This window comes from Faecalibacterium sp., assembly GCF_052358865.1.
Taxonomy (GTDB): Bacteria; Bacillota; Clostridia; order Oscillospirales; family Ruminococcaceae; genus Faecalibacterium; species Faecalibacterium butyricigenerans.
This window is the reverse complement of record NZ_DAWCVJ010000017.1, coordinates 21,806-36,499: the sequence shown is the minus strand read 5'-3', so window position 1 is coordinate 36,499 and position 14,694 is coordinate 21,806. Positions and strand designations below refer to the sequence as shown.

12 protein-coding genes are annotated in these 14,694 nt (G+C 61.8%); 10 read left to right on the top strand and 2 right to left on the bottom strand.

The window, feature by feature from the left end; translation table 11 throughout:
* Positions 1–190: hypothetical protein (locus tag ACT8X9_RS04735; protein ID WP_444268283.1), on the bottom strand; the 190-nt coding region annotated here is incomplete at its 3' end.
* A 688-nt stretch (positions 191–878) separates the two neighbouring features.
* Between ACT8X9_RS04735 and ACT8X9_RS04730 the strand changes: the two genes are divergently transcribed.
* The gene (locus ACT8X9_RS04730; RefSeq protein ID WP_444268282.1) at positions 879–2,657 is read left to right on the top strand and encodes a Na/Pi cotransporter family protein; all 1,779 of its coding nucleotides are present in this window, start codon (positions 879–881) and stop codon (positions 2,655–2,657) included.
* A 48-nt stretch (positions 2,658–2,705) separates the two neighbouring features.
* Here ACT8X9_RS04730 and ACT8X9_RS04725 read toward each other — a convergent pair whose 3' ends face one another.
* On the bottom strand, positions 2,706–3,074 hold the full coding sequence (locus ACT8X9_RS04725; RefSeq protein ID WP_412591246.1) for a hypothetical protein: 369 nt from the start codon (positions 3,072–3,074) through the stop codon (positions 2,706–2,708).
* A gap of 357 nt (positions 3,075–3,431) precedes the next feature.
* Between ACT8X9_RS04725 and ACT8X9_RS04720 the strand changes: the two genes are divergently transcribed.
* From ACT8X9_RS04720 to lgt, 9 genes are all read left to right on the top strand, one after another.
* Complete coding sequence (locus ACT8X9_RS04720; RefSeq protein WP_444268281.1) at positions 3,432–5,831, top strand: transglycosylase domain-containing protein; 2,400 nt, start codon at positions 3,432–3,434, stop codon at positions 5,829–5,831.
* Between the two features lie 163 nt (positions 5,832–5,994).
* Complete coding sequence (locus ACT8X9_RS04715) at positions 5,995–6,435, top strand: ACT domain-containing protein (RefSeq protein WP_112114976.1); 441 nt, start codon at positions 5,995–5,997, stop codon at positions 6,433–6,435.
* 37 nt (positions 6,436–6,472) lie between these two features.
* Positions 6,473–7,708, top strand: coding sequence for a homoserine dehydrogenase (locus ACT8X9_RS04710; RefSeq protein ID WP_444268280.1), 1,236 nt, complete (start codon positions 6,473–6,475; stop codon positions 7,706–7,708).
* 23 nt (positions 7,709–7,731) lie between these two features.
* Positions 7,732–8,637, top strand: coding sequence for a homoserine kinase (gene thrB / locus ACT8X9_RS04705; RefSeq protein ID WP_227621132.1), 906 nt, complete (start codon positions 7,732–7,734; stop codon positions 8,635–8,637).
* Positions 8,638–8,722: 85 nt separating this feature from the next.
* The gene (locus tag ACT8X9_RS04700) at positions 8,723–9,922 is read left to right on the top strand and encodes an aspartate kinase (RefSeq protein ID WP_444268279.1); all 1,200 of its coding nucleotides are present in this window, start codon (positions 8,723–8,725) and stop codon (positions 9,920–9,922) included.
* A 171-nt stretch (positions 9,923–10,093) separates the two neighbouring features.
* Complete coding sequence (locus ACT8X9_RS04695; RefSeq protein ID WP_444268278.1) at positions 10,094–10,900, top strand: M15 family metallopeptidase; 807 nt, start codon at positions 10,094–10,096, stop codon at positions 10,898–10,900.
* 20 nt (positions 10,901–10,920) lie between these two features.
* Complete coding sequence (locus ACT8X9_RS04690) at positions 10,921–12,204, top strand: M16 family metallopeptidase (RefSeq protein WP_444268277.1); 1,284 nt, start codon at positions 10,921–10,923, stop codon at positions 12,202–12,204.
* The gene (gene yfmH / locus ACT8X9_RS04685) at positions 12,197–13,507 is read left to right on the top strand and encodes an EF-P 5-aminopentanol modification-associated protein YfmH (protein WP_249233106.1); all 1,311 of its coding nucleotides are present in this window, start codon (positions 12,197–12,199) and stop codon (positions 13,505–13,507) included. The genes ACT8X9_RS04690 and yfmH overlap by 8 nt, the downstream gene beginning before the upstream one ends.
* Positions 13,504–14,547: a prolipoprotein diacylglyceryl transferase gene (lgt, locus tag ACT8X9_RS04680; RefSeq protein WP_444268276.1), complete on the top strand. Its 1,044-nt coding sequence runs from the start codon at positions 13,504–13,506 to the stop codon at positions 14,545–14,547. The genes yfmH and lgt overlap by 4 nt, the downstream gene beginning before the upstream one ends.
* The last annotated feature ends 147 nt before the right edge of the window (positions 14,548–14,694 follow it).

Genomic DNA, 14,694 nt, shown 5'->3' with positions numbered 1-14,694 from the left:
AGCATACAAAAACCTCCTTTGAATGGTGAAAAGAAATGGTAAAAACAGGGAACATTTGACTGCCCTGAATGTACCACATCTGCGGGGAAAAATCAATAAAACCTGCGCGAATCGCCCTGTTTCCTGCGTGAATGGAGAAGTTCGGACCGATTTTGGCTCTCCCAAGGGGAGAGGCTTTTGCATTCCGCAAAGCCTGCCCTCTTTATCTAAGGCTCTCCCTTTGGGAGAGCTGGCACCGAAGGTGACTGAGAGGGCAAGGACGCTGACGGAGAGGAACAGGCACAGCGATAGCATCGCTCTGTCAAAGAACCTGCTTATCGCTGCGTAGCGGCTCTCGGGAGACGGGCTTGCCCTCTCCGTCATCGCTTGCGCGATACCACCTCTCCCAAAGGGAGAGGCTTTTCTGCGCTTTTTTGTTCAAAAAACCGCCTAAAAATACATTTTATTGGACTTTTATTCTGCTATACTCCTGTCAGAACAAAAAGACACAGGAGGGAAGAGGAATGAAAGAGGTAGAGCTGCGATATGTAGGCGGTCATGTGGAGGTGTACACGGAGGCGGGGGCGTTCCTGTTCTCGGCGGACACCCTGCGGGAGGCGATGGAAGAGCTGGACGCCGCCTGACGCATTCCCGGGAATACCGGGCGGCGGGTTAGAGAGCACTAACGTAAAATCGAAGTAAAATCAAAGAAAAGAACAGCGCAAAAGAGGGCGGGAATTTTAAAATTCCAGTCAAAAAGGTGATTTTCCTGTAAAATAATGCTTGTTGAGCCGGGGGGTTCGATGATATAATAAAAAGGACGGCGTTTTGCATACGGAGAGCTGGGCGAAGCCGTCTTGTGCAATGGAGCAATAGGAAGATTTTAGGAGCATTGTTTTATGGACATTACACACATCACCTCTCTGCTGGGCGGTATTGCGCTGTTCCTGTATGGTATGTCGATCATGGGCGCCGGCCTTGAGAAGCTGGCCGGCGGCAAGATGCAGGGCGTATTACAGAAGCTGACCTCCTCCACCATCAAGGGCGTTATTTTCGGTACGCTCATCACCGGCGTGATCCAGTCGTCCGCCGGTACGGTCGTCATCTGTGTCGGCCTTGTCAACTCCGGCATCATGACCCTTACGCAGTCGGTAGGCGTTATCATGGGTGCAAACATTGGTACGACGGTCACGGGCCAGCTCATCCGCATGGCGGATATTTCGGGCGACAGCCTCATCCTGACCCTCATCCAGCCCAAGACGTTTGCGCCGGTGGTGGCGTTTATCGGCTGCATTTTTTATGTCTTCATCCGCAGCGCGAAAAAGAAGAACATCGGCCAGATCATGCTGGGCTTCGGCATCCTGTTCACCGGCATGAGCCTGATGGACACCGGCGTGTCCCCCCTGCGGGAGAGCGCCATGTTCCAGGAGCTGTTCGTCACCATGACCAACCCCATTCTCGGCGTTCTCGTGGGTGTGGTGGTCACGGTCATCATCCAGTCGTCCTCGGCGTCGGTGGGCATCCTGCAGGCTCTGTCCAGCACCGGCCTCGTCACCTTTAGTTCGGCCATCCCCATCGTGCTGGGTGCCCACATCGGCACCGCGTTCACCCCGCTGCTGACCATCGGCGGCTCCTCCAAGGACGGCAAGCGCGCCGCCCTCATCCACCTGTACTTCAACATCATCGGCAGCGTCATCCTGCTGGCGCTGGTCTATGCGCTCCAGTTCACCATCGGCATCCCCATGTGGGGCGATGTGATGAACAAGAGCAGCATCGCAAACATCCACACCATGACCAGCGTCATTGCGATGCTGTTCTTCCTGCCCTGCAGCGGTGTGCTGTCCAAGCTGGCCATGATGACCGTGCCCAGCAGCGCCGAGGAGGCGCAGGAGATGAGTATGCCTGTGCTGGATGAGCGTCTGTTCAAGAGCCCGGCCGTGGCTTTGCAGCAGGCCAAGAATGCCGTCGTCAAGATGTCCCGCCGTGCGGCCCGCAACGTCAGCCTTTCCACCCCGCTGCTGCTCAAGATGGACGAGGACGTGGTGAGCGCCATTGATGTCCGCGAGAACCTCATCGACCGGATGGAGGTCGAGATCTCCAACTACCTCATCAAGCTGGCCGATCAGGAGCTGGGCGACGCGGAGAGCCACGAGGTGACAGAGCTGCTCAACTTCGTCACCGAGTGTGAGCGCATCGGCGACTACGCCGTGAACATCAAGGAAAAGGCACAGGAACTGGCCGATAAGGAAGTTACCTTCAGCGAGATGGCCCAGCAGGAGCTGAAGCTTCTGGACAAGGCGCTGGAAAAGATCCTGACCCTTACGGCGGATGCATTCGAGGCGGACGATGGCCGGATGGCCAGTCAGGTGGAGCCGCTGGAGCAGGTCATCGACATCCTTGTGGAGAAGCTCCGCGCCCAGCACATCAAGCGCCTGAAAGACGGCATCTGCTCCATCGATACCGGCGTCGTCTTCCTCGATGTGCTGAACAACGCCGAGCGCATCTCCGACCACTGCTCCAATATTGCCGCTCGTCTGGTGGGCATGGAGGCAGGCGAGGACTACGACTCCCACACCCTCAAGAATATGATGCACCACAACCCCACCAAGGAATATATGCTCAACTACGAGCAGTGCCGCAAGGATTATCTCATCCCGCTGGAACAGCTCGAAGCCTGATGAAAGACGCAAAAAGCCTGACCGTCCGCAAGCGGTCAGGCTTTTTGCTTATCCGCCGAGGTCCTCCAGCTGCGCCCGCAGGGCGGTCTCCCCGGAGACGTAGAAGCCCTGCTTGAGCCGGATGGCGTCGGCCTCGGGCAGGAGGTTGACGTAGATGCCGGTGCGCAGGAGGCGCTTGTCGGGCAGGCCGTTCTCCGTGCAGGTGTAGACCACCACCCGTCCGCCCTCGTCGCAGAGGTAAAAATCCGTGCTGCCCTGCCCGGCGCGGCCCTGTGCGGCCAGTCCCGGCTCGGAGGCGGGCGTTTCTGTTCCGGAGTCGGCAGGGAAGGGAAGCTTGGGCAGGGCCATCCAGAACAGGCTGAACACGATGGTGAAGATGCAGACGGCATAAAAAACGCAGAGCCAGACCTTGCGCATGGCAGTGGACTCCTTTCGGGGCAGAATGATGTTTCAGACGGTAGTATGTGCAAAAAACAACAGCCTCAGACAGAGGTGCAGAATTTTCACACCCGGGTGCTGTACTTTGGCGGGGCAGATGTGCTATACTAATATCGTATCCGGTCGATTTGCCCCTTGCAGAAGAGGATGGCGAGGACTATAATGTATTATTATGGCTGCGGGTGGACTCGTCCGCAGCAGGATGAACAGCGAACAGCACCCTTCGGCGGTGCTTTGATGCGAAAATTGCGATAGGAGGGGATCCTTATCTCAAACAACGAAAGACGAAAGATCCGCAGCGACGGTGCTCTCCGGGAGAGACGCCCCGCCGAGGAGATGCCCCGCCGCAGCCGTGCGCCGCGGGAGCCGGAGGAAAAGAGCGGCCACCCCGTCCTGCGGTTTCTGGGTCGCACCCTCGTCACCCTCGTCTGTCTGGGCATCATGGCAGGCAGTCTGGCTGCGGTGGGCGCAGTCTACTATGTGGTGCAGGTCACGGCCAACGACGGCGACCTGCTGGACCTCGACAACATCGAGCTGAGCCAGTCGAGCCTTGTGGTGGCCACCGACCCGGACACCGGTGCACAGGTGGAGTACGCCACCCTGCGCTCCTCTAACAGCCACCGCGTCTGGGCCGACCTCGAGCAGATCCCGACCAACCTACAGTATGCATTCATCTGCACCGAGGATAAGGACTTCTACACCGAGCCGGGCGTCAACTTCAAGCGCACCATCGGCGCGATGATCAACGAGTATCTGCTGCCCATCTACAGCTCCAAGCAGGGCGCCTCCACGCTGGAGCAGCAGCTCATCAAGAACCTGACCAGCGACAAGAGCGCCAGCGGCATCGAGGGCGCACTGCGCAAGCTGCGCGAGATCTACCGCGCCCTCATCCTGAGCCGCAGCTATTCCAAGGAGACCATTCTGGAAGCGTATCTCAACACCATCAGCTTCACGGGCACCATTCAGGGCGTCCAGACGGCGGCCAACGAGTACTTCAACAAGGATGTCAGCCAGCTGACCCTCTGGGAGTGCGCGTCCATTGCTTCCATCACCAAGAATCCGACCAACTACAACCCCTACACCAACCCCGAAAACCTCATCCACCGCCGCAACTTCCTGCTCTACAATATGTGGCAGCAGGGCGTCATCTCGGAGGATGATTACCGCAACGCAGCGGCGCAGCCGCTGGTGCTGGCGGAGGAGGATGACAGCAAGAAGAGCAGCTCCACCACCTCCTACTTCACCGACGCCCTCTTCAACGAGGTGGTGAAGGACATCATGGCCAAGGAGGGCGTGGACGAGTCCACCGCCCAGAGTATGCTCTACACCGGCGGCTACACCATCGAGGCCACCGTGAACCCCAAGCTCCAGACCGCGATGGAGAATCTGATGCTCAACGCCGACGACGCCTACTTCCCGGCCGGCTGGCATGAGGAAGAAGTGACCAGCATCTCGGACGACGATGTGCAGGTGTACAACGAGGACGGCACCCCCAAGACCCGCACCGGCGAGGACGGCACGGTCTACTACTGCCGCAACGTCCGCACACAGGCCGCGATGGTCACGCTGGACTACGACGGCAATGTGCTGGCCATGGTGGGCGGTCTGGGCGAAAAGACCAAGAGCCTCTCTCTGAACCGCGCCTACGGCGTCACCCGGCAGACCGGCTCCACCATCAAGCCCATCGGTGCGTATGCGCTGGGCATCGAGTATGGTCTGGTCAACTGGTCCACCATGCTCAACAACTCGCCCCTCTACCTCAAGCAGGATATGGTCATCCGCGACGAGGACTACTGCCGGAAGAACGGCCTGATGGGCCTGACCGACAAGCAGCTGAAAGCCTACCCCAACGCATGGCGCAGCTGGCCCCGCAACTACGGCGGCAACTACGGCGACAATTCCGACCTGCCGCTCTGGAACGGCCTTGCCCGCTCGCTGAACACCATCGCCATCCGGGTGGGCGACCTCGTGGGCGCAAGCAACATCTTCAACTTCGTCTACAATACCTTGCAGCTCAATACGCTGGACCCGGTCAACGACGTGGGCCTTGCGCAGATGGTCATGGGCAGCCAGACCCACGGCGTCACCCCGATGGCGCTGGCGGCGGCGTTCCAGATCTTCTATGACGGCGAGTACACCACGCCCCATCTCTACACCCGCGTCCTCGACCGCGACGGCAACATCTATATGGAGAGCAACGACACCAGCTATCAGGCCCTGACCCCCCAGACGGCTTATGTCATGAACCGCCTGCTCAAGAACGTCCTGTTCTCCAGCGTCGGCACGGCCAGCGGCCGCTACCCCAACTCCAACGGTATGGAGGCCTTCGGTAAGACCGGTACGGCCAGCGACGAGAAGGACCTGTGGTTCGTGGGCGGCACGCCCTACTACGTCACCGCCGTGTGGTGGGGCTATGACGCGCCCTACGACATGACTAAGACCCTCGGCAAGCAGCAGGCTAAGACCCGCACCTGCGTCATGGCATGGAAGGCCCTGATGGAGCAGGTGCAGGCAGACCTGCCCTATAAGGCATTCCCGGCGGCAGACGGCGTCGTGGAGCGCAGCTACTGCACCCAGAGCGGACTGCTGGCCAGCGGCTCCTGCCCCAGCACCGCAGTGGGCTACTACCGCGCCGACGACCTGCCCGATGTCTGCAACTACTCCCACGGTCAGGCCGCTGTGTCCAGCGCCCCCCTCACGTCGGAGCCGGATACCACCAACCTCGACACCGACTGAGCAAAAAACTCATACTTTTACGGCATCGGGTAGCAATTCCGGTGCGCTGAGAGGGCACTTCACGGCACAAAACTGGATAATCTGACAAAATAGCATCCGACCCCTTGCAATGCGGGGAGTCGGATGCTATTATATTTTCTGCAAGAACACTTGTGTTTGTGAGGTGAACAAGTTGGAACGCCGTTTTTATCTGGTGGACGCGCAGGTGCTGCCGGAAGTCTTTCTCAAAGTCGTCCGAGCCAAGGAGCTTCTGGCCAGCGGGGAGGCGCGCAGCATCTCGGCTGCGACCCGCAGCGTGGACCTGTCGCGCAGCGCATTTTATAAATATAAGGACTGCATCTTCGACTCGGAGAATGGCCGCGAGGTCATCACCGTTATGGCGACCCTGCGGGACGAGACGGGCGCGCTGCAGAGCCTTCTGGCCGGCATCAGCGCCGCCGGTGCCAGCATCGTGACCATCAACCAGTCTACCCCGGAGAACGGTGCGGCGCTGGTGGCTGTCACCATCCGCACCGACACCATGCAGATGACCCCCGAGGAGCTGACCGAAAAGCTTTCGCGTCAGCGGATGGTCGTGGGCGTACACTGCGGATACAATCTGTGAGAGTATATTGATAGAAAACAGGAACGAGGGCTGTATCATGGCAAAAATCGCGATCTTGGGCTTTGGCACGGTGGGCAGCGGCGTGTACGAGGTGCTCTGCCGCAACGCCGCAGGCGTCTCCCGCCGCGCAGGCGAGCCGGTGGAGGTCAAGTACATCCTTGACCCCAAGGATTTCTCGGCTCATCCGGCTGCACAGCTGTTCATCAAGAACTTCGATACCATTCTGGAAGACCCGGAGGTGAAGGTCGTCGTCGAGACCATCGGCGGCACCCGCTTCGCCTACCCCTACGTCAAGGCCTGCCTCGAGAGCGGCCGGAGCGTCTGTACCTCCAACAAGGAGATGGTGGCTACCTACGGCGCAGAGCTGCTGGCTCTGGCCAAGGCCCACGGCTGCGCCTTCCTCTTCGAGGCCTCTGTGGGCGGCGGCACCCCCATCATCACCCCGATGCATCAGTGCCTCGCGGCCAATGTCATCACTGAGGTGGAGGGCATCGTCAACGGCACCACCAATTTCATGCTCACCAAGATGGTGCGGGAGAATCTGGGCTTCGACGAGGCACTGAAGATCGCGCAGGAGCTGGGTTACGCCGAGACGAAGGACCCCGGCGATGATGTGGACGGCCGCGACGCCTGCCGCAAGATCGCCATCCTGTCCTCGCTGGTCTGCGGCCATCAGATCTACCCCCAGAACATCCCCACCCGCGGCATCCGGGACATCACGGCGAGCGATGTGGCGGCAGCGGAAAAGCTGGGCTGCGTCATCAAGCTCATCGCGTGGATGAAGCGGGGCGAGGACGGCAGTGTGGCTGCGGGCGTCGAGCCCTGCCTCGTGCCGAAGGTGAACCAGCTGGCCGGCGTGGACGACGTCTTCAACGCCGTCCTCGTGAAGGGCGATATGCTGGGCGACGTGGTCTTTTACGGCAAGGGCGCAGGCAAGCTTCCCACCGCCAGCGCCGTGGTGGCTGACGTGGTGGACGCCCTCAAGAACGGCTCCAAGGTCCACGACAGCCTGTTCTGGCAGCCCGCCGAGCCGGTGGAAGGGATGCTCACCGACCCCGCGCCCGCCGCATACTATGTGCGTGTGGAGGGCATCGCCCCGGCCGTGGCCGAGGCCATCTATGGCAAGGGCCATGTGGTGGATGAGCACTTCGACGGCTGTGCCTACTTCGTGGACAGCGCCGACGGCAAGGCTCTGGCCGAAGCGGCCCGAAAGGTGGAGGCCGTGGGCGGCAGCGTGAAGCTGGTGCTCCGCCGTCTGCCCGAGGAAGTCTGAGCGGAAGAGGAGAGGGAACTGCTATGAAGATCAAAGTTTCCGTCCCGGCGACCAGCGCCAACATCGGCTCCGGCTTCGATGCACTGGGCCTCGCGGTGACGCTGTACAACACGGTGACATTTGAAGAGAGCGACCATCTGGACATCTCGGCGGCGGACGGCACCCGTATCCCCCGGGGCGAGAGCAATCTGGTCTATCGCTCGGCCAAGGGCCTGTTCGACAAGGTGGGCAAGACCATGCCGCCCCTCAAGCTCGTCCAGACCAACGCCATCCCCATGGCCCGGGGCCTCGGCTCGTCCTCGGCCTGCATCATCGCGGGCCTGCTGGGCGCGAACCGGATGCTGGGCGATGTGCTCAACACGCAGGAGCTGCTGACGCTGGCTACCTCCATCGAGGGCCACCCCGATAACGTGGCACCGGCTCTTCTGGGCGGCCTGACCAGCAGCGTCTTCGAGGACGGCGTGGTCTACTCCGTCAAGCGGGACGTGGACGAGAGCCTCTGCTTCGCGGCCATCGTGCCCGACTACAAGCTGCTGACCGAGGCCGCCCGTGCGGCCCTGCCGAAAGAGGTCACTCACAAGGATGCGGTGTATAACCTGTCCCGTGCAGCCCTCATCCCGGCGGCGTTCTGTGAGGGACGCCACGACCTGCTGGCCATCGCCACCGAAGATAAGCTCCACCAGCCCTACCGGATGCCCCTGATGCCCGGCTCGAAGGAGGTCTTCGACATGGCGCGGCTCTGCGGCGCAAAGGCGGTATACGTCTCGGGCGCGGGCAGCACCGTGATGGCGGTGGCAGAGAAGGCCAGCGCCGAAAAATTCTACTCCAAGCTGGAAAAAGGCCTCGAGCTGCTGGAGGGCTTGGACGGATGTGAAGCATTTACACTGCTGCGGCTGGATGCCGACAACACCGGTGCGACAGTGGAATGATAGACAGGGAGAGGAAGTGCAAGACCGCTTCCGCCCGGTGTACCCCTCAGACACTGAGGGAGCAAAAAGAGGAGAGTGACAAGATATGGCGTTGATCGTACAGAAGTTCGGCGGTTCTTCGGTGAAGGACCGGGACCGTATCTTCAACGTGGCCCGCATCGTGGCCAACACCCACAACGCGGGAAATGACGTGGTCGTGGTGGTGTCCGCACAGGGCGACACCACCGATGACCTTATCGCAAAGGCAGCAGAGATCACCCACAACCCTTCTGCCCGTGAGATGGATATGCTGCTGGCCGCAGGCGAAGAAATCAGCATCTCCCTGCTGGCCATGGCCCTGAACGAGCTGGGCTGCCACGCCACCAGCCTGACCGGCTGGCAGGCGGGTTTCCGCACCGACCGTGCCTACACCAAGGCCCGCATCACCAAGCTGGAGACCGAGCGCATCTCTTCGGAGCTGGAGCGCAACCGCGTCGTCGTCGTGGCAGGCTTCCAGGGACTGAACAAGCTGGACGACATCACCACGCTGGGCCGTGGCGGTTCGGACACCAGCGCCGTCGCCATCGCGGCAGCCCTGCACGCCGACCGCTGCCAGATCTTCACGGATGTGGAGGGCGTTTACACGGCTGACCCCCGCAAGGTGCGCAACACCCGCAAGCTGGACGAGATCACCTTCGACGAGATGCTGGAGCTGGCCTCTCTCGGTGCACAGGTGCTCAACAACCGCAGCGTGGAGCTGGCTAAGAAGTATAATGTGGAGCTGGAGGTCCTCTCCAGCCTGAACCCCGTGCCCGGCACGGTCGTCAAGGAGGTTGTAAAAGACGTGGAAGGTATGCTGATCAAGGGTGTCGCAAAGGACACCGATGTTGCTGTTATCACTATCCTGAATGTTCCCGATGAGCCGGGCACCAGCTTCAAGATCTTCGGCCTGCTGGCCCAGAAGAACATCAATGTGGACATCATCCTGCAGTCCACCGGCCGCGACGGCAAGAAGGACATCAGCTTCACCTGCTCGGAGAGCGAGGCGGAGACTGCAATGCGCGTTCTGCGCGAGGGCGCACACTTCGATCAGATCACCTGCGACGAGACCTGCGCCAAGGTGTCCATCGTGGGTGCCGGTATGCAGAGCCACAGCGGCGTGGCCTCCAAGATGTTCGAGGCCATGTCCAACAACAACATCAACATCAAGATGATCTCCACCAGCGAGATCAAGATCTCCTGCATCATCGACCGCGAGGACGCTGATAAGGCAGTCAGCGCCATCCACGATATGCTGTTCGAGTAAAAAAGGCTATAGAAGCCGCCGTGCCGTGCGCTCTGCGCCGGTGCGGCGGCTTTTTTGCGTACACAATTTTTTTACAGGGCCTGCCGTTTACACCCGGAGAAAAGGGGTGTATAATGTAATTATCTGCCTGCACCCCGGGCGAACGCCGAACAAGAGGAAGGAAGCTGCATCATGGAGCAAAATCGACCCGAACCCCGCCGCACGCTGCCGCCGGCCCAGCGCCGCCGGAGACACCGCATCCGCCTCGTGCGCAACTGGACGGTCTTTCTGCTCAGCTGCGGCGCGATGATGGCCGTGATGACCGGCGGCATCCTCTGGCTGCTGCCGAAGGCCTACGCCCTCATCGCGCCGCCGACGGCTTTCGAGGCCCGGGAGTATACGGGCGGCGCAGAGACAGACCTCTCCGATGCCCGTCTTGTACTGGTGAATGGGAACCTGCCCCTGACGGAAGAGCCGACGCCGGAGCTTGCCGTGGCCGACGAGGCCACCGGCGTTTCGCTGGAGGCCGAGGCCGCCGCAGCTTACCGCCAGATGGCCGAGGCCGCGCAGCAGGATGGGATCGAGCTGGTGCTGACGGCGGGCCATCAGGACGCCGCCGCCCGCCAGAGCGCCTATGAGGCCGCAGTCCAGAGCTACCGGGAGGCCGGAAGCAAGGAAGAGGACGCTGCCGCCAAGGCCGCCACCGTCCAGCCTGCGCCGGAGGCCAGCGAGTACGCCACCGGCTACGCCGCCGACATCCTCGTAGCGGACAGCCTTGAGGAGAACACCGGCTTCGCCGACACCCGCGCCTACGAGTGGCTGTCAGCCTATGCCGCCGAGTACGGCTTCATCCTGCGCTGGCCGCAGGAGCGTCAGGCCGCCACCGGCATGGTGTTCGAGCCGTGGCACTGGCGGTATGTGGGCAGGGACAACGCCCTCGCCATCCGTGCCTCGGGCCTCTCGCTGGAAGAGTATCTGGCGCTGGAACAAACGAAATAACACAAAAGGACGATAGAACATTGAAACGAACCCAGATCGCGCCCGGCGTCCATCTCTCGTATGACGCCGCGCAGAAATTCAACCGCTGCCGCATCAGCATCCACTTTGCGTTCCCGGCCCGCCGCGAAACGGCCACGGCCCACGCACTGCTGCCGCTGGTGATGGAGCGGGGCTATGCCGACTGCCCCGATATGACCCAGCTGACCAAGAAGCTGGCCCGCCTCTATGGTGCCGACCTGACGGTGGACGCCCGCCCGATGGGATGCAGCCACAACCTCTGCGTCAGCATCACCGGCATCAAGGACCAGTTCGCGCTGGAAGGGGAGAAGCTGACGCAGGAGTACGCCGCACTGGCGCTGGGCACAGCCTTCCACCCCTATTTCGTGGGCGGAACCTTCGACCCTGAGGCCGTGGGCATCGAGAAACAGATGCTGAAAAAGGCGCTGGAAGACGAAGTGAACGACAAGCGGCTCTACTGCCAGCGGCAGGCCAACCGGGAATTTTTCGGCGACAGCCCCGCCGGTGTCCGGCAGGAGGGCTATCTGGAAGAGGTAGACAGCCTGACGCCCGGGATGCTGACCGAGGCTTATGACGAGATGCTCCGGACGGCGAACATCGAGCTGATCGTGCTGGGCTGTGACGAGGCCAGCACCGCCGCTGTGCAGGACGCCCTGCTGGCCGAGCTTTCGGCCATCGACCGCGTCCCGCTGCCCCGGGCGGAGAACATCGCCATGTCCCGGCGGGAGCCTGTGCGCCGGGTGGAGCACTTCGACACCACGCAGGCCAAGCTCTGTATGCTCTTCACGCTGGGCCAGCCCATGCAGCCCGGCCAGCTGGCTGCAGTCCGGCTGGCGATGGCTCTCTACGGCGGCAGCGTCACCAGCCGCCTCTTCCTGAACGTCCGGGAGCGGGATCATCTGTGCTATTACTGCTCGTCCTCTTTCCAGAGCTTTACGGGCAGCATGGCCGTCAACAGCGGCGTCGAGCACGCGGATGCGGCCCGGGCCGAGGCAGCCGTGCTCAAAGAGCTGAAAGACCTCTGCGACGGCCCCATCACCGACGAGGAGCTGGAAGACTGCCGCCGGGGCCTGCTGGCCGGGATGAACGGCCTCGAAGATACGCTGGGCGGCATCGAGACGTGGTACTATATGGAGGTGCTGCGGGGCGGCCCGGTGCAGACGCCGGACGACGCCCGCTGCGCCCTGCTGGCCGTGACCAAGGAAGAGGTGCGGGACATCCTCCGGCAGTTCACCCTGTCGGTGAGCTGCCTGCTGACGAGAGAGGAGGGAGACGAGAATGGCTGAGAACACCCGGAGCGTGCTGGAACGCACCGCCGCAGACCAGTGGCAGACCCTGCCCTCGGGGCTGACTGTCCTCGTCCGCCCCATGCCGGGCTACTCCGGCACCCATGTCATCTATGCAACCCGCTTCGGCTCCATCGACCGGGATTTCCGGCTGGGGGAGCGGGAGGTACATCTGCCCGCCGGCGTGGCCCATTTCCTCGAGCACAAGATGTTTGAGGATGAGGACGGCGACGCCTTTGCAAAGTTTGCCAAGACCGGTGCCAACGCCAATGCCTTCACCGCCTTCGACCGCACCTGCTATCTCTTTACGGCCACAGAACAGCTGGACGAGAGCCTCGACGTGCTGCTGGGCATGGTGGGACGCCCCTACTTTACCGAGCAGACCATCGCCAAGGAGCAGGGCATCATCGGGCAGGAGATCAAAATGTACGATGACAGCCCTGACTGGCGGCTCATCACTGGCCTGTGCGAGTGCCTGTACCACAGCCACCCCATCCGCAGCGACATTGCGGGCACGGTGGAGAGCATTGCCGAGATAACCCCCGGGATGCTCTACGACTGCTGCAGGGCTTTCTATGCCCCGGGCAATATGGTGCTGGCCGCAGCGGGCAACACCAGCATGGAGCAGATCCTCGCGGCCTGTGCCCGCCACGGCCTGATGGACGAGCGCCCGGCGGAAAAGGTGGAGCGGCTGCTCCGCCCCGAACCCATGACGCTGGCGGCGGCGGAAAAGACCATCGCCATGCCCATCGCCAAACCCTGCTTCGGTCTGGGCTTCAAGGAAGAGCCGCTGCCCTTCGGCGACCTGCGCAGCGAGATGCTGTACGAGCTTATCCTCTGCTGCATCTGCGGCGGGATGTCGCCGCTCTACCGCCGCCTCTACGACGAGGGCCTGACCAACCCGGGCTTCGGCGGCGAGGTGCTGCGGGTGGAGGGGTGCTGCTGCATCCTCTTCACCGGCGAGAGTGACGCCCCCGACACCGTCCGCCAGCTTCTGCTGGACGAGATCGAGCGGGTGCGGCGCGAGGGGGTTGACCGGGAAATCTTCACCCTCTGCAAGAACGAAAAATACGGCCAGCTCATCGAAAATCTGGAAAATGTCGAGGATTCAGCCAGCCAGATGGCGGATTTCGCGCTGGCAGGCCAGACTGTGGCCCAGCAGATTACCATGCTGGCGGGCCTGACGGCAGAGGATGCCGACGCGGCCCTGCAGCACATCCTCCGCCCGGAGCGGATGGCCATGATGCGCATCGAGCCGGACGGCACGGTCGGCGATGAGGAAGAAGAGGAGACAGAAGAATGACGAATCTGGTACAGTTCCCGGGCCTTGGCCTCAGCTTTGAGCTGGACCGTGTGGCCTTCAGCATCGGCGGGGCCGATATTTATTGGTACGGCGTCTGCATCGCTTTCGGCCTCTGCCTTGCGCTGGTGTTCGCGTTCCGCCGCTGCACCGAGTTCGGCATCGACGCCGACGCGATGGTGGACGTCATCCTCGTCGGCGTGGTGTTGGGCATCGCCAGCGCCCGCCTGTATTATGTGGCGATGGCACCTTATAATTATGATACCATCTGGGATGTGCTGGCTGTCCGGGATGGTGGTCTGGCCATCTACGGCGGCATCATCGGTGCTTTCGTGTTCGGTGGTCTGGCCTGCAAGTGGCGGGGCGTGCCGGTGCTGCCCATGTTCGACCTCGCCGGCATGGGCTTCCTCATCGGACAGGGCTGCGGCCGCTGGGGCAACTTCTTCAATCAGGAGGCCTTCGGTTGCAACACCACCCTGCCGTGGGGAATGTTCAGCGAGGCGACAGAGGAATACCTGATGGGCAGCACCGTCACGGTGCCCAAGGGCGTCACCATCGACCCCACGATGCCCGTCCACCCCACCTTCCTCTACGAGAGCATCTGGTGCTTCGTGGGTCTGGCCCTGCTGACGGCGTACATCAAGAAGCGGAAGTTCAACGGCGACATCGCCCTGCGCTATCTCATCTGGTACGGCGCAGGCCGCTTCTGGATCGAGGGACTCCGCACCGACAGCCTGCTGCTGGTGCCGTCGCTGGGCCTGCGTGCCTCCCAGCTGGTGGCGGCAGCGGCCGTCGTGGGCGGCGTGGCGCTGGAGATCTTCCTGACCCGGAAGTATAAAGGCAAGCCGCTCATGGTGACGTTGGCCCTGACGGCGGAGAACCGCACCCTTCTGGCGAAGGCGCACAAAGCGCAGCCGGAGCTTGTCCTTGAGCAGGAGCAGCTGGTGGCGTCCAGCCCCCGCAAGCTTTTCATCGAGCGCACCAACGCATATAACGAGCGGGTGAAGCAGATGCTGAAGGAGAAGCTGGCGGAGAAAAACTGAAAATATTTCCGCAAAAGCGGGATTTTCCTCTTGAAATCCGCACGCTTTTTTGCTATACTATTCTAGCCGCTTGGTGTGGGCGCCTCAAATGGCCCCTGTGAGGGCCTGCCTTTACGACCAGCGAGTACAACGAAAAGGAATGAACAA